The 21,799-nt window shown below is 53.6% G+C and carries 19 protein-coding genes; 3 read left to right on the plus strand and 16 right to left on the minus strand.

The window, feature by feature from the left end; translation table 11 throughout:
- Nucleotides 1–8 precede the first annotated feature (8 nt).
- From GC090_RS00200 to xylF, 6 genes are all read right to left on the minus strand, one after another.
- Nucleotides 9–476, minus strand: coding sequence for an OsmC family protein (locus GC090_RS00200; RefSeq protein WP_205950909.1), 468 nt, complete (start codon nt 474–476; stop codon nt 9–11).
- 81 nt (nt 477–557) lie between these two features.
- Complete coding sequence (locus GC090_RS00205; RefSeq protein WP_006121218.1) at nt 558–995, minus strand: GNAT family N-acetyltransferase; 438 nt, start codon at nt 993–995, stop codon at nt 558–560.
- Nucleotides 996–2,072: 1,077 nt separating this feature from the next.
- Nucleotides 2,073–3,248: a D-xylose utilization transcriptional activator XylR gene (gene xylR / locus GC090_RS00210; protein WP_033737245.1), complete on the minus strand. Its 1,176-nt coding sequence runs from the start codon at nt 3,246–3,248 to the stop codon at nt 2,073–2,075.
- Nucleotides 3,249–3,341: 93 nt separating this feature from the next.
- Nucleotides 3,342–4,523, minus strand: coding sequence for a xylose ABC transporter permease XylH (gene xylH, locus GC090_RS00215; protein ID WP_226375757.1), 1,182 nt, complete (start codon nt 4,521–4,523; stop codon nt 3,342–3,344).
- Complete coding sequence (locus GC090_RS00220; protein WP_324020671.1) at nt 4,516–6,036, minus strand: xylose ABC transporter ATP-binding protein; 1,521 nt, start codon at nt 6,034–6,036, stop codon at nt 4,516–4,518. Before GC090_RS00220 ends, xylH begins: the two co-directional genes overlap by 8 nt.
- A 26-nt stretch (nt 6,037–6,062) precedes the next feature.
- Nucleotides 6,063–7,055 (minus strand): D-xylose ABC transporter substrate-binding protein, encoded by a 993-nt coding sequence (gene xylF / locus GC090_RS00225; protein WP_039339152.1) that lies wholly within the window; start codon nt 7,053–7,055, stop codon nt 6,063–6,065.
- 354 nt (nt 7,056–7,409) lie between these two features.
- On the opposite strand from xylF, the gene xylA reads away from it, so the two are divergent.
- Both xylA and xylB read left to right on the plus strand, forming a co-directional pair.
- Nucleotides 7,410–8,732: a xylose isomerase gene (gene xylA / locus GC090_RS00230; protein WP_033737241.1), complete on the plus strand. Its 1,323-nt coding sequence runs from the start codon at nt 7,410–7,412 to the stop codon at nt 8,730–8,732.
- A 17-nt stretch (nt 8,733–8,749) separates the two neighbouring features.
- On the plus strand, nt 8,750–10,195 hold the full coding sequence (gene xylB / locus GC090_RS00235) for a xylulokinase (protein WP_033737239.1): 1,446 nt from the start codon (nt 8,750–8,752) through the stop codon (nt 10,193–10,195).
- A gap of 58 nt (nt 10,196–10,253) precedes the next feature.
- Here the strand turns inward: xylB and GC090_RS00240 are convergent, their stop codons facing one another.
- From GC090_RS00240 to pstS, 7 genes are all read right to left on the minus strand, one after another.
- Complete coding sequence (locus tag GC090_RS00240; protein ID WP_050504689.1) at nt 10,254–11,354, minus strand: GNAT family N-acetyltransferase; 1,101 nt, start codon at nt 11,352–11,354, stop codon at nt 10,254–10,256.
- 12 nt (nt 11,355–11,366) lie between these two features.
- A complete protein-coding gene (locus GC090_RS00245; RefSeq protein WP_033737237.1) occupies nt 11,367–12,605 on the minus strand; it encodes an MFS transporter in 1,239 nt (412 codons plus the stop codon).
- 110 nt (nt 12,606–12,715) lie between these two features.
- Nucleotides 12,716–13,453 (minus strand): phosphate signaling complex protein PhoU, encoded by a 738-nt coding sequence (gene phoU, locus GC090_RS00250; RefSeq protein WP_006121211.1) that lies wholly within the window; start codon nt 13,451–13,453, stop codon nt 12,716–12,718.
- Between the two features lie 17 nt (nt 13,454–13,470).
- Nucleotides 13,471–14,244, minus strand: a complete 774-nt coding sequence (gene pstB, locus GC090_RS00255) for a phosphate ABC transporter ATP-binding protein PstB (RefSeq protein WP_033737235.1) — start codon at nt 14,242–14,244, stop codon at nt 13,471–13,473.
- Between the two features lie 44 nt (nt 14,245–14,288).
- The gene (pstA, locus tag GC090_RS00260) at nt 14,289–15,179 is read right to left on the minus strand and encodes a phosphate ABC transporter permease PstA (RefSeq protein ID WP_033737233.1); all 891 of its coding nucleotides are present in this window, start codon (nt 15,177–15,179) and stop codon (nt 14,289–14,291) included.
- Nucleotides 15,176–16,138, minus strand: coding sequence for a phosphate ABC transporter permease PstC (gene pstC, locus GC090_RS00265; protein WP_006121208.1), 963 nt, complete (start codon nt 16,136–16,138; stop codon nt 15,176–15,178). The genes pstA and pstC overlap by 4 nt, the downstream gene beginning before the upstream one ends.
- 86 nt (nt 16,139–16,224) lie before the next feature.
- Nucleotides 16,225–17,268, minus strand: a complete 1,044-nt coding sequence (gene pstS, locus GC090_RS00270; protein ID WP_324020672.1) for a phosphate ABC transporter substrate-binding protein PstS — start codon at nt 17,266–17,268, stop codon at nt 16,225–16,227.
- Nucleotides 17,269–17,452: 184 nt separating this feature from the next.
- Between pstS and GC090_RS00275 the strand changes: the two genes are divergently transcribed.
- Nucleotides 17,453–17,680 (plus strand): hypothetical protein, encoded by a 228-nt coding sequence (locus tag GC090_RS00275; RefSeq protein WP_226374602.1) that lies wholly within the window; start codon nt 17,453–17,455, stop codon nt 17,678–17,680.
- Nucleotides 17,681–17,872: 192 nt separating this feature from the next.
- On the opposite strand, the gene glmS is transcribed toward GC090_RS00275, so the two are convergent.
- The 3 genes from glmS to GC090_RS00290 all read right to left on the minus strand — a co-directional run bounded on the left by glmS (nt 17,873) and on the right by GC090_RS00290 (nt 21,799).
- Nucleotides 17,873–19,702, minus strand: coding sequence for a glutamine--fructose-6-phosphate transaminase (isomerizing) (glmS, locus tag GC090_RS00280; RefSeq protein ID WP_058708580.1), 1,830 nt, complete (start codon nt 19,700–19,702; stop codon nt 17,873–17,875).
- Between the two features lie 145 nt (nt 19,703–19,847).
- Complete coding sequence (gene glmU / locus GC090_RS00285) at nt 19,848–21,218, minus strand: bifunctional UDP-N-acetylglucosamine diphosphorylase/glucosamine-1-phosphate N-acetyltransferase GlmU (protein WP_324020673.1); 1,371 nt, start codon at nt 21,216–21,218, stop codon at nt 19,848–19,850.
- A gap of 161 nt (nt 21,219–21,379) precedes the next feature.
- Nucleotides 21,380–21,799: a F0F1 ATP synthase subunit epsilon gene (locus tag GC090_RS00290; protein ID WP_013023936.1), complete on the minus strand. Its 420-nt coding sequence runs from the start codon at nt 21,797–21,799 to the stop codon at nt 21,380–21,382.

Below are 21,799 nucleotides of genomic sequence, written 5' to 3' on the forward strand. Positions count from 1 at the left end.
CACACTGCTTATCGTGAAACAAACCGCGGCACAAAACTCACCGGAAAATTCAGCGAATTGGCGATAAAACACGCATCGTGAGCATCGTGGTGCAGCGCTTCTGCGCGCGCAGCGTCCGCCGGATCGCGCAATGTGACCAACGGCTTCAGCGTGATTTGCGTGAAATGCCCCCGCTCACCCTCGACCATTGTGCCCTCCGCCGCATCCTCATAAGCCTCGACGATGATACCGGCATCCGCGCACAGATGCAGATACCATAATTTATGGCAGGCGGACGCCGAGGCCAGCAACAGTTCTTCGGGATTCCAGCGCGTGGCATCGCCCCGAAAGGCCGGATCGGCACTCAGTGCGATGGTCGCTTTCCCCTCAGCGGCAAGCTCACCATTGCGGTCGTACGCGGTGTAGGAATCTGTACCGCTGCCACGGTTACCGGTCCAGCGAATGTGAATATGGTAATGATGTTCCCGATTAGCCATCTTGCATCCTTTAAAGGCTGAAGGTGATTCTGGAGACAGTATCCATCGTGATTTCAGGCCTGTAGCCCAGCGGATTGATGCTCAGAGCCTGATGTTATAACGGACAATATCATCCACCTGTGCCAGCTTATCGTACAATCTGCGGGCAGGATTGTTTTCATTTGTCACCCAATATACTTTCGCCCAGCCCAGTTCACGGGCTTCATCGCAGACTGCTACGATTAGGGCTTTTCCCGCACCTACGCCGCGCTTGTTTTCCTTAACAAAGAGATCTTCCAGATAGCATACGGGCCGAGTGACCCAGGTCCCCTCGTGTATCACGCATATCGCGAAACCGATCACGCTGCCGTTGTGTTCGGCGAGTCGACACATGAGCGCGGAGTCAGGTGAAAGGATTCTCTGCCAGGTAGATAGCGTGACGCTCTCATCCAGGTGATGACCATAAAACAGCAGGTAATCTTTCCAGAGCCCCAGCCAGGCTGCGTAATCATCCGGCAGGGCATTACGAACGTTAAGCATTGACGTTCCTTTTAGTCGATGGGCCAGATAACTTGCCGCTGTAATGCCATGACAACGCTACACATCGCGGATACGAAAACGCGACTGACGGCTTGTTGGAGCCTGCTCAATCAGTAAAGCAGCAGTCTCCCTCAGAAGCTATCTTAATGCGATGGAGTCTGTAAAATCGTGGCTGATGACCATAATAACGATGACAGCGCAGGCGCAGTCAACCAGGGTATTACGAATAGCTCTGGGATTTTGCGATCCCTACTTAAGCGAGGCGGCGGCCCAGTCGCCACGAAGAAAAACACAGGCAAAGCGCAAGCTCAGCATAAATACCTTTAATGCCGATGATGAATTATCTGCGGTAATTATATTTATAATATCACTTAGATTAACTTAAATATTACAGTAAATAAGTTATACACCTTCATGCTCTTTAACTTAATCATCCCGTTAATGTCATCGGCAGCGCCATAGCCCATTGTCTTTTAACGGCAATCACCTTCTAAGTGAAAATCTTCAGCGTGCTTTTATTCACGCTCACTAGGTCTGTTTTATGTCAGGCCAGCGTTATAATACGCGGCATTATTAATTTCGGTACAGCCGTTTATCATTGATGCCTTTTGAATTTTTTAAGCAGTGTATCGGGTAATGAAAGTAACCCTTTTGCAAGATTAACAATGGTCACGCTGCATATAAAACCGCCAGTTTCTCTTCCAAATTCAATGATCTCAGGAATGTAATGGCTTAACACCGAACTACATAGTTCCTCAATAAAAGGGTGCCCATGGATCATGGTGATTGTTAAACAGAGTGACAGCGATCTCTGCCACACTGTTTAACAGAACATAACCTCATAAAATTTTGAACAATTCATTATATAAATCAAAAAAAATAACTCTTTTATAGCTACTTTAATATGCCTTACGGTGTTACTCAGTTGAATATATTCATTCTGACATTCTCGTCTTGTCTTTCAGAGAAAATATAAGTGGAAAGCCAGCCCAGGACATTCGGACCGGCTTCCTTATAGATGATGGCGACAGGTAATCGGTTCATTCATGCACTCACAGAAATGCCAACGTCGCCTTCTTACGCCACTTCTCCATTTTCCTGCCTGTACTCTTTCGGTGTCGTCGCATAGCTCTTCTTGAACACCGAATAGAAATACTGCAATGAGGGATAACCACACATCTGCGAGATCTCATTGATACTGAGTGACGAGCCCGCCAGCAGTTCCTTTGCCTTTTCCAGCTTTTCTCGATGGATCATGGCGTGAATCGTATCGCCGGTTTCGTCACGGAAACGCTTCTCCAGGTTAGAACGCGACAGGCCAATGGCATCCAGTACCTGCTCCACCTTAATGCCCTTACAGGCGTTAAAACGGATAAAATGCATCGCCTGAATCACTGCCGGATCGTGCAGCGAGCGGAAATCGGTTGAGCGGCGAGCAATCACTTTCACTGGCGGTACCAGAATGCGCTGGAGCGGCAGAACCTGCTTATCCAGCAGGCGGTGTAACAGCTTAGCGGCCTGATAACCCATCTGTCGTGAACCCTGAACTACCGAGGAAAGCGCGACGCGAGAGAGATAACGGGTCAGTTCTTCGTTGTCGATGCCAATTACGCACAGCTTCTCAGGCACCGGAATCTTCAGGTGCTCGCAGGCCTGCAGCAGATGACGCGCACGTGCATCAGTGACAGCAATAATGCCGGTATGCGGGGGAAGGGTTTGCAGCCAGTCGGCCAGGCGGTTTTGCGCGTGCTGCCAGTTCTCAGAGGCGGTTTCCATGCCCTGATAAACCACGCCCATATAGCGCTCACGCATGACGCGTTGGCGAAACGCCAGTTCGCGCTCCTGTGCCCAGCGTTTACCACTGGAAGCCGGCAAACCGTAAAATGCAAAACGGTTGATACCGCGCGCTTTCAGGTGCAGGAAGGCACTTTCCACCAGCGCGCTGTTGTCGGTGGCAATGTAGTGTACCGGCGGGTAATCCTCTTCACGATGATAGGAGCCACCCACACCGACGACCGGCACCGCCACGTCTGCCAGCGAACGCTGAATGGCGCTGTCGTCATAATCCGCAATCACGCCGTCGCCCAGCCACTCATGGATATTGTCAATGCGGCAGCGGAAATCCTCCTCAATGAAAATATCCCAGTTTGTCTGTGAAGCCTGTAAATACTCGCCAACGCCTTCAACCACCTGACGATCGTAAACCTTGTTGGCGTTAAACAGCAGGGTAATGCGGTATCGTTTCTCATGCATAGTGGCAGCGTCCCGTTAACTCCCAGCGAATTGCATAGCACAGCTGGATGCATCACAGAAATGGTTTGCGCCACAGTGTGATCGTTCACACGATTACATACGGCGGCGCGTTGCGGTGTCCATCCAGACCGCCAGCAGCAAAATCGCCCCTTTTACGATGTACTGCCAGAAGGTCGGCACATCCATCATGCTCATGCCGTTATCCAGCGAGGCCATGATAAACGCGCCCATCACCGCCCCGGCGACGGATCCGACGCCGCCAGCCAGGCTGGTGCCGCCGATAACACAGGCTGCAATCGCATCCAGTTCGGCGATGTTCCCGGCAGAAGGCGATCCCGCGCCCAGACGTGAGCTGAGGATCAGCCCCGCGATCGCCACCATCAGGCCATTGATGGCAAACACCGCCAGCTTGGTGCGCGCCACATTGATACCGGAAAGCCGGGCGGCATCAATATTGCCGCCGATGGCGTAAATGCGGCGGCCAAAAGCCGTGCGGGTGGCCATAAACATTCCCGCCAGCAGCAGCAATGCCAGCAGCAGTACCGGAGTAGGTACGCCACGGTAATCATTCAGCAGCCAGATCGCTCCCAGCACCAGCACGGCGGTGATCGCCTGGCGTGCCACGGTGCCGGTCGCCGCCGGTTGAGTCAGACCCAACTGCTGACGACGCAGCCGTAAGCGCCACTGCCACAGAATAAACAGTGCCAGGCCGATAAAGCCAAAACCAAAACCGAAGCCGCCTGGCAAATAGCTTTGCCCAATCTGGGACATCGCCGGACTGGTCGGGGCAACGGTAGTTCCGTCGGTGATACCGACCAGGATGCCGCGAAACGCCAGCATACCGGCCAGCGTTACGATAAACGAAGGCACCTTGCGGTAGGCCACCCACCAGCCATTCCAGGTGCCCAGCAGCAGGCCAAGCACCAGCGTGACCACAATGGTCAGTGGCAGCGGCCAGCCCAGCCAGACGTCAAAGATCGCCGCCGCGCCGCCCAGCAGCCCCATCATAGAGCCAACTGAGAGGTCGATCTCAGCGGAGATAATGACAAACACCATGCCCACCGCCAGGATGCCGGTTATCGCCGTCTGGCGCAGCAGGTTAGAGACGTTGCGCGGGCTGAGCCAGGCACCGTCAGTAGTCCAGGTAAAAAACAGGGCAATCAACACAATCGCCCCCAGCATGACCAGCACCTGCAAATTACGCAGGCCGAGCTTGCTGGAGACGGGCTTGTTGGCCGGCGTCGATACGGCGGGCTTGGTTTCGCTGTTAAGCATAATGTTCACTCCGCAGAGCGGCTTCCATCACCTGCTCCTGAGTCAGATTGTCGTTAATCAGATCGGCTTTGATTTGCCCTTCATGCATCACCAGAATGCGGTCGCTGAGGCCCAGCACTTCGGGCAACTCAGACGAGATCACAATGACGGAGATGCCCTGCTGTACCAGCGCATTGATAAGCACATAAATTTCCTGCCGCGCACCCACATCAATACCGCGCGTGGGCTCATCCAGAATCAGAATTTTTGGATTGAGCAGCAGGCATTTCGCCAGAATCGCTTTTTGCTGGTTGCCGCCGCTGAGGCGGCCAATCGGCAGTTCAGGTGACGAGGTTTTGACCCTCAGGCGGGCGATAGCGGCATTAATGGCGTGCAGCTCGCTGGCTTCGTCAATCGTGGACAGGTGCTGGCTGAACTGATCCAGCGCCGCCAGAGTGATGTTTTTGCCCACGCCCATCAGCGGCACAATGCCGTCTTTTTTACGATCCTCCGGTACCATGGCAATGCCGTGCGCGATTGCCTCCTGACAGTCGCGGATAGTCACTTTGTTGCCGTTAATCCGGATCTCACCCTGCCAGCGACCAGGCCAGACGCCAAAAAGACACTGAACGGTTTCCGTTCGGCCAGCACCGACTAATCCGGCGATACCAAGGATCTCTCCCTTACGCAGGGTAAAGGACAGGTTATTCACGCGCTTGATGTGGCGGTTGACCGGATGCCAGGCCGTCAGGTTGCTGACCTGCAGCACCGTGTCGCCAATCTCGTGAGGTGAATGTGGATAGAGCGCCGTAAGTTCACGTCCGACCATCATGGTGATGATATCGTCCTCACTCAGGCCCGCCGCCGGACGAGTGGCAATATGCTGACCATCGCGAATCACGCAGATGGTGTCCGAAATCGCCCGCACCTCGTTCAGTTTGTGCGAGATATAAATACAGGCGATACCGTGCTCGCGCAGGTTGTGGATGATACTGAGCAGTACCGTGGTTTCCTGCTCGGTCAGCGAGGACGTCGGCTCATCGAGGATAAGCAGCCGCACCTGTTTGTTGAGCGCCCGCGCAATCTCCACCAGCTGCTGCTGCCCCAGGCCCAGCTCACCCACGCGTGTGTCGGGCGAGACGTTAAGTTTGACCCGTTCCAGCAACTGCTGGCAGCGCAGCGTCATGGTTTCATCGTCCACCATGCCAAAGCGCCCCAGCTCTGCGCCCAGGAAGATGTTCTCCATCACGGTCAGTTGCCGTACCAGCGCCAGCTCCTGATGGATAATGACAATCCCTTTGCGTTCGGTATCGCGAATAGTCTGTGCCTGGATCGGGTCCCCGGAAAACTGAATCTGCCCCTCAAACTCCCCGTGCGGATACAGTCCGCACAGGATTTTCATCAGGGTCGATTTGCCAGAGCCGTTTTCACCACACAACGACAGCACTTCACCGGCATCCAGTTGCAGGCTGACGTTGTCCAGCGCCTTCACCGCGCCGAAACGCTTGGTGATATTTTTCATTTCCAGCAACATCGGTCTTCTCCTTCGCAGGATGGCGATCAGAGTTCACTCTTCTTGTGGAAACCGTCTTTCACCACGGTACTGTCGATATTGTCTTTGTTGACCTCGATGGGCGTCAGCAGGCGCGACGGCACGTCTTTCAGGCCGTTGTTGAGTTTGGCATTGCTGGCAGGCGTCTGACCGTTGCCCAGCTCGACGGCGACATTAGCTGCTTCAGTCGCCAGTTCTTTGATCGGTTTGTACACCGTCATGGTTTGCGTGCCATTCATGATGCGTTTGATGGCGGCAAGATCGGCATCCTGCCCGGAGATGGCGACCTTACCGGCCAGCCCCTGCGCGCTGAGCGCCTGGATCGCTCCCCCCGCGGTAGCATCGTTTGAGGCCACAACGGCATCGATGTGGTTTTTATTGGCGGTCAGGGCGTTTTCCATGATTTTCAGTGCATTTTCCGGCAGCCAGGCATCAACCCACTGATCACCGACAACTTTTATGCTGCCATTATCAATAGAGGGTTTTAACACCTTCATCTGCCCTTCGCGGAACAGGCGGGCGTTATTATCGACAGGCGATCCGCCCATCAGGAAGTAATTGCCTTTGGGCACTTTTTTCACCAGGCTTTCGGCCTGCATTTCGCCGACTTTTTCATTATCAAACGAAATATAGAAATCGATATCGGCATTATTAATCATGCGGTCATAGGCCAGAACTTTAATGCCTTCTCGTTTCGCTTCTGCCACGACGTTACTTAATACCTGACCGTTGTAGGGAATAATAACCAGCACATCCACGCCGCGGTTGATCATATTTTCGATTTGCGACATTTGCGTTTCTTCGTTGCCATTGGCAGACTGCACGAAGACTTTCGCGCCCTTTGCTTCCGCCTGTTTAACGAAGATATCGCGGTCTTTTTGCCAGCGTTCCAGACGTAAATCGTCAATGGCCATGCCGATTTTGACTTCTTTTGCCAGACTGGCCTGACTGAACAGCGTAAGCGCCGCAAGCGCAGCGAGTAATGCGGGTTTCATTTTCATCATGGTCATCCTGTAGGGAACGGTTATTGTCGTTGTAAGGCTATGAACCAGGCGGATGAATTGTTCACCTTATTTTTACCTGCCAGCAATTACTGATTTTTATCCGGCTATTACGTTTTTTGGTTTATTTCTGAATTTTTGAGCGCGATCCAAATTTTAACATTTTCAGACTCGCCGTTACCGCAAACTGCACAGCATGAGGTCATCTCATTGTCATATTTTTTTGCGAGCAAGCGCACAATAAATAATTCTCTTACTGCCTGTGTGAAATATCGTAATTGAGTGGTCAGAAAGCGGATACGCACAATATGGCTTCTGGGTAACCCATTCGGGACCACTGTTAAGGAGCAAACCATGCACGCTTATTTTGACCAGCTTGATCGCGTTCGCTACGAAGGCGCAAAAACCAGTAATCCTCTGGCCTTCCGCCACTACAACCCTGACGAAGTCATCCTGGGGAAAACCATGGCTGAGCATCTGCGCTTCGCCGCCTGTTACTGGCACACCTTCTGCTGGAATGGCGCGGACATGTTTGGTGTCGGCGCTTTTGATCGTCCATGGCAAAAAGCGGGCGATGCGCTGGCGCTGGCCAAACTGAAAGCGGACGTTGCCTTTGAGTTTTTCCACAAGCTGAACGTGCCTTACTACTGCTTCCACGATGTGGACGTCTCACCTGAAGGTGACTCCTTAAAAAGCTATCGCGAAAACCTGGCGGTAATGACCGATACGTTGCAGGCGAAACAGCAGGAAACGGGCTTAAAACTGCTCTGGGGCACCGCTAACTGCTTTACGCATCCGCGCTATGGTGCGGGTGCCGCCACCAATCCGGATCCGGAAGTATTTTCCTGGGCCGCCAGTCAGGTGTGCAGTGCAATGAAAGCGACCCAAACGCTGGGGGGCGAAAACTACGTACTGTGGGGCGGACGCGAAGGCTATGAAACGCTGTTAAATACCGACCTGCGCCAGGAGCGCGAGCAGATTGGCCGCTTTATGCAGATGGTCGTTGAACATAAGCACAAAATCGGCTTCCAGGGCACGCTCCTGATTGAACCCAAACCGCAAGAGCCGACCAAACATCAGTACGATTATGACGTCGCGACGGTTTATGGCTTCCTGAAGCAGTTTGGCCTGGAAAAAGAGATTAAGGTAAACGTGGAAGCCAACCATGCCACGCTGGCGGGTCACTCATTCCATCACGAAATAGCGACGGCAATTGCGCTGGGTGTATTTGGTTCGGTCGATGCCAATAGGGGTGATGCCCAGTGTGGCTGGGACACCGATCAGTTCCCGGTCAGCGTGGAAGAGAACGCGCTGGTGATGTATGAAATTATCAAAGCAGGCGGCTTTACCACAGGCGGCTTAAACTTTGATGCCAAAGTACGTCGGCAGAGCACCGACAAGTACGATCTGTTCTATGGACACATCGGAGCCATGGACACGATGGCGCTGGCGTTGAAAGTGGCGGCGCGTATGCTGTCTGACGGTGAGCTTGATCAGCGCGTGGCACAGCGCTACAGCGGCTGGAACGGGGAGTTTGGTCAGCAGATTTTGAAAGGTGAGTTTTCACTGGAAACGCTCGCGGCCCATGCGCACCAGCAGCAGTTCAATCCGCAACATCGCAGCGGTCGCCAGGAGCAACTGGAAAACCTGGTGAATCATTACCTCTATGACTTCTAATCCGTAAGGAGCGCGACATGGTAATCGGGATCGATATCGGCACATCCGGCGTAAAAGTCGTGTTGCTGGATGTGCAAGGGCAGGTGGCGGCGGTGGAAACGGCCCCACTAACGGTTTCCCGCCCGCATCCGTTATGGAGCGAGCAAGATCCCGAAAGCTGGTGGCAGGCCACGGATAAGGCAATGCAGGCACTGGCACAACGGCACGACCTGAGCACGGTGAAAGCTGTGGGCCTGACAGGACAGATGCACGGCGCGACCTTGCTGGACGCGCAGCATCGGGTGCTGCGTCCCGCCATTCTCTGGAACGACGGACGCAGCGGCGATCAGTGCCGTGAACTGGAGCAGCGGGTACCTGACTCACGGCGCATCACCGGTAACCTGATGATGCCAGGCTTTACCGCGCCCAAACTATTATGGGTGCAACAGCACGAACCAGACATTTTTGCCCGGATTGCCAGGGTGCTGCTGCCTAAAGATTACCTGCGCTGGCGCCTGAGCGGCGAGTTTGCCAGCGACATGTCTGATGCAGCCGGAACCATGTGGCTGGATGTGGAAAAGCGTGACTGGAGTGAGCAGATGCTCGCGGCCTGCGGGCTGGATCACAGCCAGATGCCAGCCCTGTTCGAAGGCAACCAGATTACCGGTACTTTATCAGCCGCGATCGCGCAGCGCTGGTCGCTGCCGCAGGTGCCGATCGTGGCGGGCGGTGGCGATAACGCGGCAGGCGCGGTCGGCGTCGGCATGGTCGCGCCGGGGCAAGGGATGTTGTCACTCGGTACCTCCGGCGTGTACTTCGTGGTCAGCGAAGGCTATCTCAGCAATCCCGAGCAGGCGGTACACAGCTTTTGTCATGCGCTGCCGCAGCGCTGGCACCTGATGTCGGTAATGCTGAGCGCCGCTTCCTGCCTGGACTGGGCAGCGTCACTGACGGGCTGCGATGATGTCCCGCACCTGTTAGCCGAAGCGGAACGTGCAAAAGACGATGCGCCCGCCTTGTGGTTTTTGCCTTATCTTTCCGGTGAACGCACACCGCATAATAATCCGCATGCCTGCGGCAGCTTCTTTGGGTTTACCCACCAGCATGGGCGACCCGAGCTGGCGCGCGCCGTGCTGGAAGGCGTCGGTTTTGCGCTGGCGGATGGCATGGATGTGGTTCACGACTGCGGCGTAACACCCGAAAGCATCATGCTGATTGGCGGTGGAGCACGAAGTCGCTACTGGCGGCAGATGCTGGCAGATATCAGCGGACAAACACTGCACTACTGCGAAGGTGGCGATGTCGGCCCTGCGCTGGGTGCCGCCCGACTGGCGCAGATGGCAATAGATAACAACCTGACCATTCCGGCCCTGAAGCAGGTGCAGCGCCATGAGCCAGATCCGGCTCGTCATGCACATTATCAGCCGAGACGTGAGACGTTCAGTCGGTTGTATCAGCAGTTGCTGCCGCTGATGAATCAGTAATTCAGCCAGAGGGCAACGGTGTTGCCCTCTGGCTGCGCAGGGTTTTCATCGTCGCCGATCAAGGCTGTCCTGCTGGAAGAAATTCATATCTGAGCACGCATCGACGGCCTGCTTTTTCGGCTACGCGGATTGAGGGACGATTCCCCGGAACAATCGTGCCCGCTAACAGGGAATTTCGTTTACCCGAAAGACACAGCTGTTTTCTTAAAACCTGCTGAGCAAGGGATGCCAGCGATCGCCCTTGATATTCAGGCAATATCACTTCCTCAGTTATCTGGAATGCCTGAAGAAACCCTACCGTACCTTCCTCACAAACAATAAACCCGACACGTTGTGCTTCTTCATAAAGAATAAAAACACTGCCATCAGAAATTTTTTCCATCAGTGTCCTTTCATTCGTCGGCAGTAAACTTTCTTTCAAAGCAGGCATGGCTTCCCATGCCCGTTGATAAGCGTCAGTCAACCCTTGCATGCACCAGCTCAAACTTCTTGCGTCAGCGCGAATTAGTGTCAAATGATGTTCTTCAGCCTCGTTTCCCTTGCTGGTGAGGGCTGAGGCATAGATGAGTTGATCCGTTTCTCCGCATACAGGAATGTCGCCAGGCACGAGAATGCGAACACGCTGAGGCTTAATTTCTGACCATTCCCTGCAAATTTTCGTTATGACATGCGAAGTAATGGGGGCATCAAATGCCACGATATCGACAAAAGGACGGGCCAGATCGCCTGCCATGTAACGTGGGCCAGTCAGGTAATGCCCGCCATCCACATCGACCTGACGCTGAAGAAAATAATGCGCAGGGAGTCCCGTTTCCTTCCACGGAAACTGTGTGGCAAATGACATATCGCAACACCATGAGCGTTGCATGCTAAGCCATTTTTCCAACTGAAACCTTAAGGCTTCTTCTGTCAAAGGAAGACTTTTGTAGTAATCGAGCAAACTGGCCAGCATGGTGCGAACCCTGATGAATACGATGAAATCATTGCCTGTTTTCACGCGGCGAAGTTCCGCATTGCGTCTTTCCACTAACATCGGCCTGGAATGAATACGCAAACAGCCAGTATAACCATGCGCAATGGACGAATTCAGTTCAGCAAACGATCCAGGCATCCCCAGCCAACTTAAACCGGCTTCATTATAAAGCCGGTTAAGTGACATCAGCCGGGTTACTTAACCAATCGCCCCCAGCGCATCGTCCTGGCTTTGCTTTTTCGGCAGCAGGAACAGCGTTGCTGCAATATCCAGCAGGTAGATCAGGGCCAGTAGCGTGATAGCAGCCACGAAGGAGAATTTACCCGCCAGCAGCCCGATTACCAACGGACCCAATCCACCGACGCCGCGCCCCAGATTAAACAATACGTTCTGCGCGGTCGCACGAACCTGCGGCGGAAAGGTATCTGAGATCAATGCGCCATAGCCGCCAATCATACCGTTGACGAACAGGCCCATCAGCGCACCGGTAAACAACATCACGGTCGGATCGCGCAGTTGCGCATAAACCACAACCATCACGACCGCACCGAACTGGTAAAGCAGAAAGATTTTCCAGCGCGCAAAGCGATCGGCCAGCACGCCAAACAGCCAGATGCCAAAGGTCATGCCCACCACGGTTACCGCCGTCCAGACGCCGGATTTGGTCAGACTGAAACCGAAGTTAGAGGACAGGTAACTGGGCATCCAGATCATCAGGCCGTAATAACCGAAGTTCTGAACGGAACAGAGAATAAAGATCCCCAGGCTGGCTTTGCTGGTGGCACGGTCTTTAAACAGCAGTTTCAGTCGGGCGGGAAAGGACAGCGAGGGAACATGTTTAATTTGACGGGTGAAGCTCTCGGGTTCGCCCATGCTGCGGCGAATAACAAATGACACCAGCGCGGGCAGTAATCCCACCAGGAACATGCCGCGCCAGCCAATCACACTCAGTAAAGGCGGGGTGATAAATGCCGCCAGCAGTACGCCGAGTTGCCAGCCGATGCCGACCCAGGCCGAGGCGCGGTTGCGCTTTTCTGCCGGCCAGGCTTCTGCAATCAGCGCCATGCCGATGCCAAACTCACCGCCCAGTCCCATGCCCGCCAGCGTACGGTACGCCAGCAGATCCCAGTAACCCTGCGCCACTGCACACAATCCGGTAAAGACAGAGAACATCAGTATCGTGATGGTTAACACACGAATGCGCCCATAGCGATCGCTGAGGTGGCCAAACACAATGCCGCCGATGACCGCGCCGATCAGCGTCCAGGTCACCAGCGAACCAGCCTGTGACGGATCCAGTGCCAGCGACAGGCTGATAGCGGGCAGCATAAACCCGAGAATCAGCAGATCGAATCCGTCCATGGCATAACCGCTGACGGCAGCCAGCATCGCTTTCGCAGGCGTAATGCTCTGCTTAACAGGGGAAGAAGAGGACATGAGTGCGCACCCGTTGGTTAAAAAACTGGCGCAAGTATAAAGAGCTAAGAGGATGGGGTCTATGCAGAATAGCCGGAGCCGTGCGCCTTATGGCGCACGGTTGCGCGAGATCAAGACGGTTTGTTGCTACCATCGTCGTCACCGGATAACAGCGCGTCCAGCCTGTCGCCGCCCACGTGACGGAAATCCTGACCTTTCACGAAGTAGAAAATGATTTCGCAGATATTCTGGCAGCGGTCACCGATACGTTCGATGGCGCGGGCGCAAAACAGCGCCGTCAGAACGCTGGGAATCGTCCGCGGATCTTCCATCATGTAGGTCATCAGCTGACGCACAATGCCTTCGTACTCTTTATCCACTTTCTTGTCTTCGCGGTAGATCTGCACGGCTTCGTTAAGATCCATGCGCGCAAAGGCATCCAGCACATCATGCAGCATCTGCACAGTATGACGGCCCAGCGACTCCAGGCTGACCAGCAGCGGCAGATGTTGCTGGCCAAACTTCTCCAGCGCAGTGCGGCTGATTTTCTCGGCAACATCGCCGATGCGTTCCAGTTCGGAGATGGTTTTGATAATCGCCATGACCAGACGTAAATCGATAGCGGTCGGCTGACGTTTGGCGATGATGCGCACACAGGCTTCATCAATCTCCACTTCCATCATGTTGACCTTCTGGTCGCCATCAATGACGCGCTGGGCCAGTTCGCCATCCAGATTATGCATGGCGGTAATGGCATCGGTCAGCTGCTGCTCAACCATGCCGCCCATGATCATCACCTGCGTGCGGATGTGCTCCAGCTCAGCGTTAAACTGACCGGAGATGTGTTTATTCAGATTTAAACTGTCCATGGCGATCTCCTGTCTAATCAGCCGTAGCGACCTGTAATGTAGTCTTCCGTTTGTTTCTGTGCCGGCTTGGTGAACAGCGTGTCGGTGTCGCTGAACTCAATCAGTTCGCCCAGATACATAAACGCCGTGTGGTCGGAACAACGTGCCGCCTGCTGCATGTTGTGTGTCACGATCACGACGGTGTAATCCTGCTTCAGTTCAGTAATGAGTTCTTCGATACGGCCGGTAGATATGGGATCCAGCGCTGAACAGGGCTCATCCAGCAGCAGGACTTCCGGACGAATGGCGATACCGCGCGCAATACACAGACGCTGCTGCTGGCCGCCTGACAGACTGTAGCCACTCTGATGCAGCTTGTCTTTGGTTTCAGTCCACAGGGCTGCCTTGGTAAGCGCCCACTGCACACGCTCGTCCATATCGGCGCGAGACAGCTTTTCAAACAAGCGCACGCCAAAGGCGATATTGTCATAAATCGACATCGGGAAAGGCGTTGGCTTCTGGAACACCATGCCAACCCGGGCGCGCAGCAGGGCGATATCCTGGTTGGACGCCAGAATGTTGTCGCCGTCCAGCAGAATATCCCCTTCCGCGCGCTGCTCGGGATAGAGCGAATACATTTTATTGAAGGTTCGCAGCAAAGTGGATTTACCACAGCCTGAAGGGCCGATAAAGGCCGTCACCTGATTCTTCGCAATATCCAGGTTGATGTTCTTCAGAGCGTGAAACTTGCCGTAATAAAAATTCAGATTACGGACCTGAATCTTACCCGCTGATGCAGTCGCAGTACTCATTGCTTTTCTCTCTTATACGACACCGCACAGGGCCGTGTCAGTCGTTAACCGTGTTTACCCTTGGCGAATACCACGCGTGCTACGATATTTAACAGCAACACACAGAGGGTAATAATCAGTACGCCCGCCCAGGCCAGACTTTGCCACTCGGCGAACGGACTCATCGCAAATTTAAAGATGGTGACCGGCAGGTTTGCCAGCGGCTGCATCATGTCGGTGCTCCAGAACTGGTTCGACAGCGCAGTAAACAGCAGCGGCGCGGTTTCGCCCGCGATGCGCGCTACCGCCAGCAGCACACCCGTAATAATCCCGGATACGGACGCTTTCAGCGTAATGGCGGAAATCATCTTCCATTTCGGCGTACCCAGCGCATAGGCTGCTTCGCGCATGCTGTCAGGCACCAGTCGTAACATGTTTTCCGTCGTGCGAATCACTATTGGAATCTGTAACAACGCCAGCGCTATCACACCTGCCCAGCCTGAGAAATGGTGCATCTGCGCCACGACAATGGTGTAGACAAACAGGCCCACAACAATCGATGGGGCAGACAGCAGGATGTCGTTAATGAAACGAATCACTTCCGCCAGTAAAGACTTACGACCATATTCTGCCAGATACACACCCGCCAGAATGCCCAGTGGCGTGCCAATGAATGTCGACCATAAAATCAGTAAACCGCTACCTACCAGCGCATTGGCTAATCCGCCTCCCGCCGTGTTTGGCGGCGGTGTGGACTCGGTAAACAGCGACCATGAAAGCCCGTCAATGCCGCGGCTCACGGTGGTAAACAAAATCCAGACCAGCCAGAATAAGCCAAATGCCATCGTCAGCAAGGACAGCGTTAAGGCGATTTTGTTCTTGGTGCTACGCCACGACTGCATTTTGCGACGTGACGCTTCCAGTTCGGCCCGAGCCTGTACTTCCATTGTTGTCATGATCGCGCTCCTTCACTTTTTGCCAGGCGCATAATCATTAACTTGGAAATCGCCAGCACAATAAAGGTGATAACAAACAGAATCAGGCCCAGTTCCATCAGTGCCGCTACGTGAACACCCGATTCGGCTTCAGCAAACTCATTCGCCAGTGCCGAGGTGATACTGTTGCCTGGCATAAACAGTGAGGCACTGTCGAGCTGGTAGGTGTTACCGATAATAAAGGTGACCGCCATGGTTTCGCCTAGCGCACGTCCCAGGCCCAGCATGATGCCGCCGATGACGCCGTTTTTAGTAAACGGCAATACGATGCGCCAGATCACTTCCCACGTGGTGCAGCCAATCCCATAGGCTGACTCTTTCATCATCACCGGCGTCTGCTCAAACACGTCGCGCATGACTGAAGCAATATAGGGAATGATCATGATGGCCAGAATCACACCTGCGGCCAGAATACCGATACCAAACGCCGGACCGGAGAACAGAGCGCCAATAATCGGAATGCCCGAGAGGACATCACCAACGGGCGTCTGGAAATATTCTGCGAACAGCGGAGCAAAGATAAATAAGCCCCACATACCATAAACAATACTCGGAATCGCAGCGAGCAGCTCAATTGCGGTTCCCAGTGGACGTCGTAACCAGCCTGGTGAGAGTTCGGTCAGAAAAAGAGCAATACCGAAACTGACCGGTACCGCAATAATCAACGCAATGATTGAGGTGACAAGTGTGCCGTAAATCGGCACCAGTGCACCGAATTGTTCGTTAGGGGCGTCCCAGGTTTTGGTCCACAAAAACGCGAAACCAAATTTCTGTATGCTTGGCCAGGAAGAGAAGATCAGGGAGACGATAATGCCGCCCATAAGCAACAGAACAATCAGCGCAGAGAGTTTTACCAGCGCGCCAAAAATTCGGTCACCTTGCTTACCTGGGGCTTTGAATGCCGACTTCGTTGCAGCCATAGAAGTCTTCGTCCTCAGAAGTTATCAGGGCGGCAGACGCCGCCCTTGAAGGCTGACCAGCACGCAGGCTGGTCAGGGTCATTCACTTACTTATAAAGCGCTTTACCAGAACTGTCTTTGATATTGGCTTTCCAGGCAGCACGGATCTGCTGAACCACGCTCTCCGGCAGGGTGGCATAATCCAGCGCATTGGCCGTTTTACCGCCATCTTTGTAGGCCCAGTCAAAGAACTTCAGGACTTCGGCACCTTTCGCCACATTAGTCTGATCTTTGTAAATCAGGATAAAGGTGGTTGAGGTGATCGGCCATGCATCATTGCCTTTCTGGAAGGTCAGATCCTGAGCAAACGATTTGCTCCAGTCTGCGCCTTTCGCGGCATTAGAGAAGCTGGTTTCGCTTGGCGCAACCGCTTTTCCGTCCGCATCCATCAGTTTGGTATAGGTCAGGTTATTCTGTTTGGCATACGCGTACTCAACGTAACCAATAGAACCTGGCAGACGCTGTACAAAGGCTGCCACGCCATCGTTACCTTTACCGCCCAGACCGGTTGGCCAGTTAACGGTGTTGCCTTTACCAATTTTGCTGTTCCACTCTTCGTTCACTTTCGCCAGATAGCTGGTGAAAACGAAAGAGGTACCTGAACCATCCGCGCGACGCACCACGTTGATGTTGGTATCGGGCAGTTTCACGCCTGGGTTCAGTTTAACAATCGCAGGATCGTTCCACTTTTTGATGTTACCCAGATAGATGTCGCCAACGGTTTTACCGTCCAGCGTCAGCTGACCAGATTTGATGCCTGGCAGGTTAACCGCCAGCACCACGCCACCGATTACGGTAGGGAACTGGAACAGACCATATTTCTGCAGATCTTCGTCTTTCATAGGCGCATCGGAGGCACCGAAATCAACGGTTTTGGCGATAATTTGTTTTACACCGCCAGATGAACCAATGCCCTGATAGTTGATTTTGCTACCGGTGGCTTGCTGATACTCTGCTGCCCACTTGGCATAAACCGGCGCCGGGAATGTACCGCCAGCACCGGTCAGATCGGTGGCTGCAAATGCAGAAACCGCACTAACGGCAAGAGAGGCGGCGAGGATTCGGGCTACGGTGCTACGCATCAGTGTCATGTTCCCTCCAGGGGAGAAAAGTCAGGCTAAGTGCCTTTTTAGTAAGAGTCAGTGATTGCTGCAGGAGGGAAAATAGGACAGTTTAGTGACAGAAAAATGTAGTTAATATTACAGTTATATGACAGGCACAATTATTGCTCATTTCATAAGACTCCTCTCGAAAAGGACATGTTCGATGAGATTTATGAAGAAGCTTCTGGTGTGCAATGTCGTCCTGCTCTGTACGCTGGCAGGCTTAAAGGCGGATGATACGACACCCACGATTCATTTAGATAAATTTTATACCGCAGCTAATAACAGAGGCGCTCTGGCTATATTGGGTTATTACGGCGCCGTTAAACAATCATCCGTCGATGTTGAAGGTGTTATTGCAATGAAAGATAAGATTAAAGACTTAACAAAAACGCTATAAAATCAGGCAAATATCCTCAGTCAACTCGCCAAAAGCTAAGCAACAATGAGGATACGATCAATAACCTGCAGCGTTCACTCGATGAGGCTAACCGCAAAATCAGCGATCAACAGCGTGCACTGGAGCAATGCAGTAGCAAGATCAAATAAATGAAACGCGTGAATCCCGTCGGGGATTCACGCATAAGATGCATTACTCGACCGTTACCGATTTCGCCAGGTTACGCGGCTGATCCACATCGGTGCCTTTGATCAGGGCCACATGATAGGAGAGCAGCTGGAGCGGCACGGTATAGAAGATAGGCGCAATGGCCTCTTCGACGTGCGGCAGAGGAATGATTTTCATTCCTTCGCTGTCACTGAAACCGGCATCCTGATCGGCAAACACGTACAGCAGACCGCCACGTGCGCGTACTTCTTCGATATTCGATTTCAGCTTCTCTAACAGTTCATTGTTCGGTGCCACCACAATGACCGGCATATCGGCATCGATCAACGCCAGCGGACCGTGCTTGAGTTCCCCTGCCGCATAGGCTTCCGCATGAATATACGAGATCTCCTTCAGCTTGAGCGCCCCTTCCATCGCGATAGGGTACTGATCGCCACGACCAAGGAACAGGGCATGGTGCTTATCAGAGAAATCTTCGGCCAGGTTTTCAATCAGCTTGTCCTGCGCCAGCATTTGCTCAATGCGGCTTGGCAGAGCCTGCAGACCATGCACAATTTCGTGCTCTTTTTCTGCGGACATGCCGTTCAGGCGGCCGAGTTTTGCCACCAGCATCAGCAGTACGGTCAGTTGAGTGGTAAAGGCCTTTGTAGAGGCTACACCAATCTCCGTACCCGCTTTGGTCATCAGCGCCAGATCGGATTCACGTACCAGCGACGAACCCGCGACGTTACAGATAGCCAGCGATCCCAGGTACCCCAGCTCTTTCGACAGGCGCAGCGCGGCCAGCGTATCCGCCGTTTCCCCCGACTGAGACAGGGTAATCAGCAGGCTGTTTTTACGTACCGCCGATTTACGGTAGCGGAATTCGGACGCAATCTCGACATCACAAGGGAGGTTTGCCAGCGCCTCGAACCAGTAACGCGAGACCATGCCAGAATTGTAAGAAGTGCCACAGGCGATGATCTGGATGTGCTCAACCTTGCTGAGCAGCGCTTCTGCATTTGGCCCCAGTTCGCTGAGATCGACTGCACCGTGATTAAAACGCCCCGTTAAGGTGTTTTTAATCGCATTTGGCTGCTCATAGATCTCTTTTTGCATGTAATGGCGATAGATACCTTTATCACCGGCATCGTACTGTACGCTGGATTCGATCTCGGCGCGGCGCACGGTATTACCCGCACGATCGACGATCGTGACATCGCGACGGCTGATTTCAGCGATATCGCCCTCTTCCAGATAAATAAAGCGGCGAGTGACCGGCAACAGTGCCAGTTGGTCAGAAGCAATGAAATTTTCACCCACACCACGGCCGATCACCAGTGGGCTGCCTGAACGGGCGGCCACCAGACACGATGGATCGCGACTGTCCATGATCACCATGCCATAGGCACCGCGCAGTTGGGGAATCACACGCTGCACGACTTCACGCAGCGAACCGCCCTTTTTCTGCTCCAGATGAACCAGATGCGCTACCACTTCGGTATCGGTTTCTGAGCTGAAATGGTAACCCTGTGCAATCAGCGCTTCACGAAGCGGCTCATGGTTTTCGATAATACCGTTGTGCACTATAACGATATGCTCAGAAACGTGCGGATGCGCATTGGCCTCTGAGGGTTCGCCATGGGTTGCCCAGCGCGTATGCGCGATACCGGTTCCGCCGATCAGTGGCTGTTCTTCCGCCGCCGCGGCCAGCATCTGTACTTTGCCCAGGCGACGCAGACGGGTGATATGGCCTTGCTGATCGACGACCGCCAGCCCCGCGGAGTCATAACCGCGGTATTCCAGGCGGCGTAAACCTTCTAACAAAATTTCTGCGATATCACGTTGTGCTACTGCACCAACAATTCCACACATAAGTTATTTCCTGACTTCATGGCTGTTTGCCATTACGTTGTCATATGACCTGATTGTCCGGCATTGCCGGTTCCCCGAGCCTTGTAGAGAGTGGGGATTATAGTTTTGGTACTGCAAGCGGCCCGTTTAGCCCGGGCCGTAAAAATTATTTTTTCTTCTGCGGGCGCTGCCAGCCGGCTTTGTGATTCTGCTCTTTACGGTTATAGACCAGATCGGCAGTGGAAATGTCTTTCATCACCGTTGTTCCGGCGGCAATCGTTGCGCCTGCCGCCACACTCACCGGTGCGACCAGCTGCGTATCCGAGCCAACAAATACATTGTCACCAATAACGGTTTTGAATTTGTTTGCGCCATCGTAATTGCAGGTAATCGTCCCTGCACCGATATTCACATTGGCACCGATCTCCGCATCACCCAGATAAGACAGGTGACCTGCTTTAGAGCCTTTCCCGAGTCGGGCTTTTTTCATTTCAACGAAATTGCCGACGTGGGCGGCCTGGGCCAGTTCACTGCCGGGACGTAAACGCGCGAACGGGCCGACCGTACAGTCAGTGGCCAGATTCGCATCCTCGATCACCGAATAGGGGCTAATCTCGCTATCATCGCCGATGACGCTGTTTTTAATGACGCAGCCCGCACCAATTTTGACCCGGTTGCCCAGCGTTACCTGGCCTTCAATAATGACGTTGACGTCGATCTCAACGTCCCGACCATGCTGCAGCGTGCCGCGCAGGTCGAAGCGTGCCGGATCGCGTAGCATAACGCCCGCAAGCAGCAGTTTTTCTGCCTGCTCCTGCTGGTAAGTGCGCTCGAGAGTTGCCAGTTGCAGACGGTTGTTTACGCCATCGGTTTCGCTATTGCGTGCCGGGTGTACCGCATTGATGACCCGACCTTCCTGATGCGCCAGGGCAATGATGTCGGTGATGTAATATTCACCCTGAGCATTATTATTGGTAAGTTTTGCCAGCCAGCGTTTTAGATCACCACCGTTAGCGATCAGAATGCCCGTATTGATTTCATTAATGGCCAGTTGCGCAGGGCTGGCATCTTTCTGCTCAATAATGCCGACGATGGTGCCATTTTCACGCACGATGCGGCCGTAGCCCGTGGGGTTATCCAGCACGACGGTTAACAGTCCAATCCCGCCTTCCGGCTTCGCGTCGCGCAGACGCTGTAACGTCTCTTCAGAAATCAGCGGAACATCACCATAAAGCATCATGATGTCTTCGTCGTCTGCAAAGTGCGGAGCTGCCTGCTGCATGGCATGCCCGGTACCGAGTTGTTCTGCCTGCAACACCCAGTTAACGGCACTGTCGGTTAACGTGGCTTTGAGCTGGTCACCGCCGTGTCCGTAAACCAGATGAACCTGTTGCGCACCCAGCCCTTTTGCGGCATCAATGACGTGCTGAACCATCGGTTTACCTGCCAGCGTATGCAAGACTTTTGGCAGATCGGAATACATACGGGTGCCCTTGCCAGCCGCAAGAATCACCACACTCATCGCACTGTTAGACATATCTATCCTGACTGATTTTTGACTGAGGAACGTTAAACGATTTACCCTTGAGATTACTACATTTTTCTCGTTCCGAAATTAGCAATCATCCCGCTATCCGGGCTTCAGACAAAAAAAATGCCAGCCCAATGGGCTGGCATTTCGTGACGCATAAAGCCGGATTACATCGCTTTTTTGGTCAGCTCGATCACGCGCAGTTTGGCAATGGCTTTCGCCAGTTCCGCAGAAGCCTGAGCATAGTCCACGTCGCCGTGGCTGCTGTTCATATGCTCTTCTGCTTTACGTTTTGCTTCCAGGGCACGCGCTTCGTCCAGATCGGTACCGCGAATAGCGGTATCGGCCAGAACGGTAGTGCTGCCAGGCTGCACTTCCAGCACGCCGCCAGAGAGGTAAATAAACTCCTCTTCGCCGTGCTGTTTCACGATACGGATCATTCCAGGCTTAATGGCAGTCAGCAGCGGGGCGTGGCCAGGGAAAATCCCCAGTTCACCTTCGCTACCTGACACCTGAATTTTCTGTACCAGACCAGAGAACAGTTGGCTCTCTGCACTGACAACATCCAGGTGATAAGTCATAGCCAT

Origin of the sequence: Pantoea sp. JZ29 (genome assembly GCF_035190385.1) — a bacterium.
GTDB lineage: Bacteria > Pseudomonadota > Gammaproteobacteria > Enterobacterales > Enterobacteriaceae > Pantoea > Pantoea stewartii.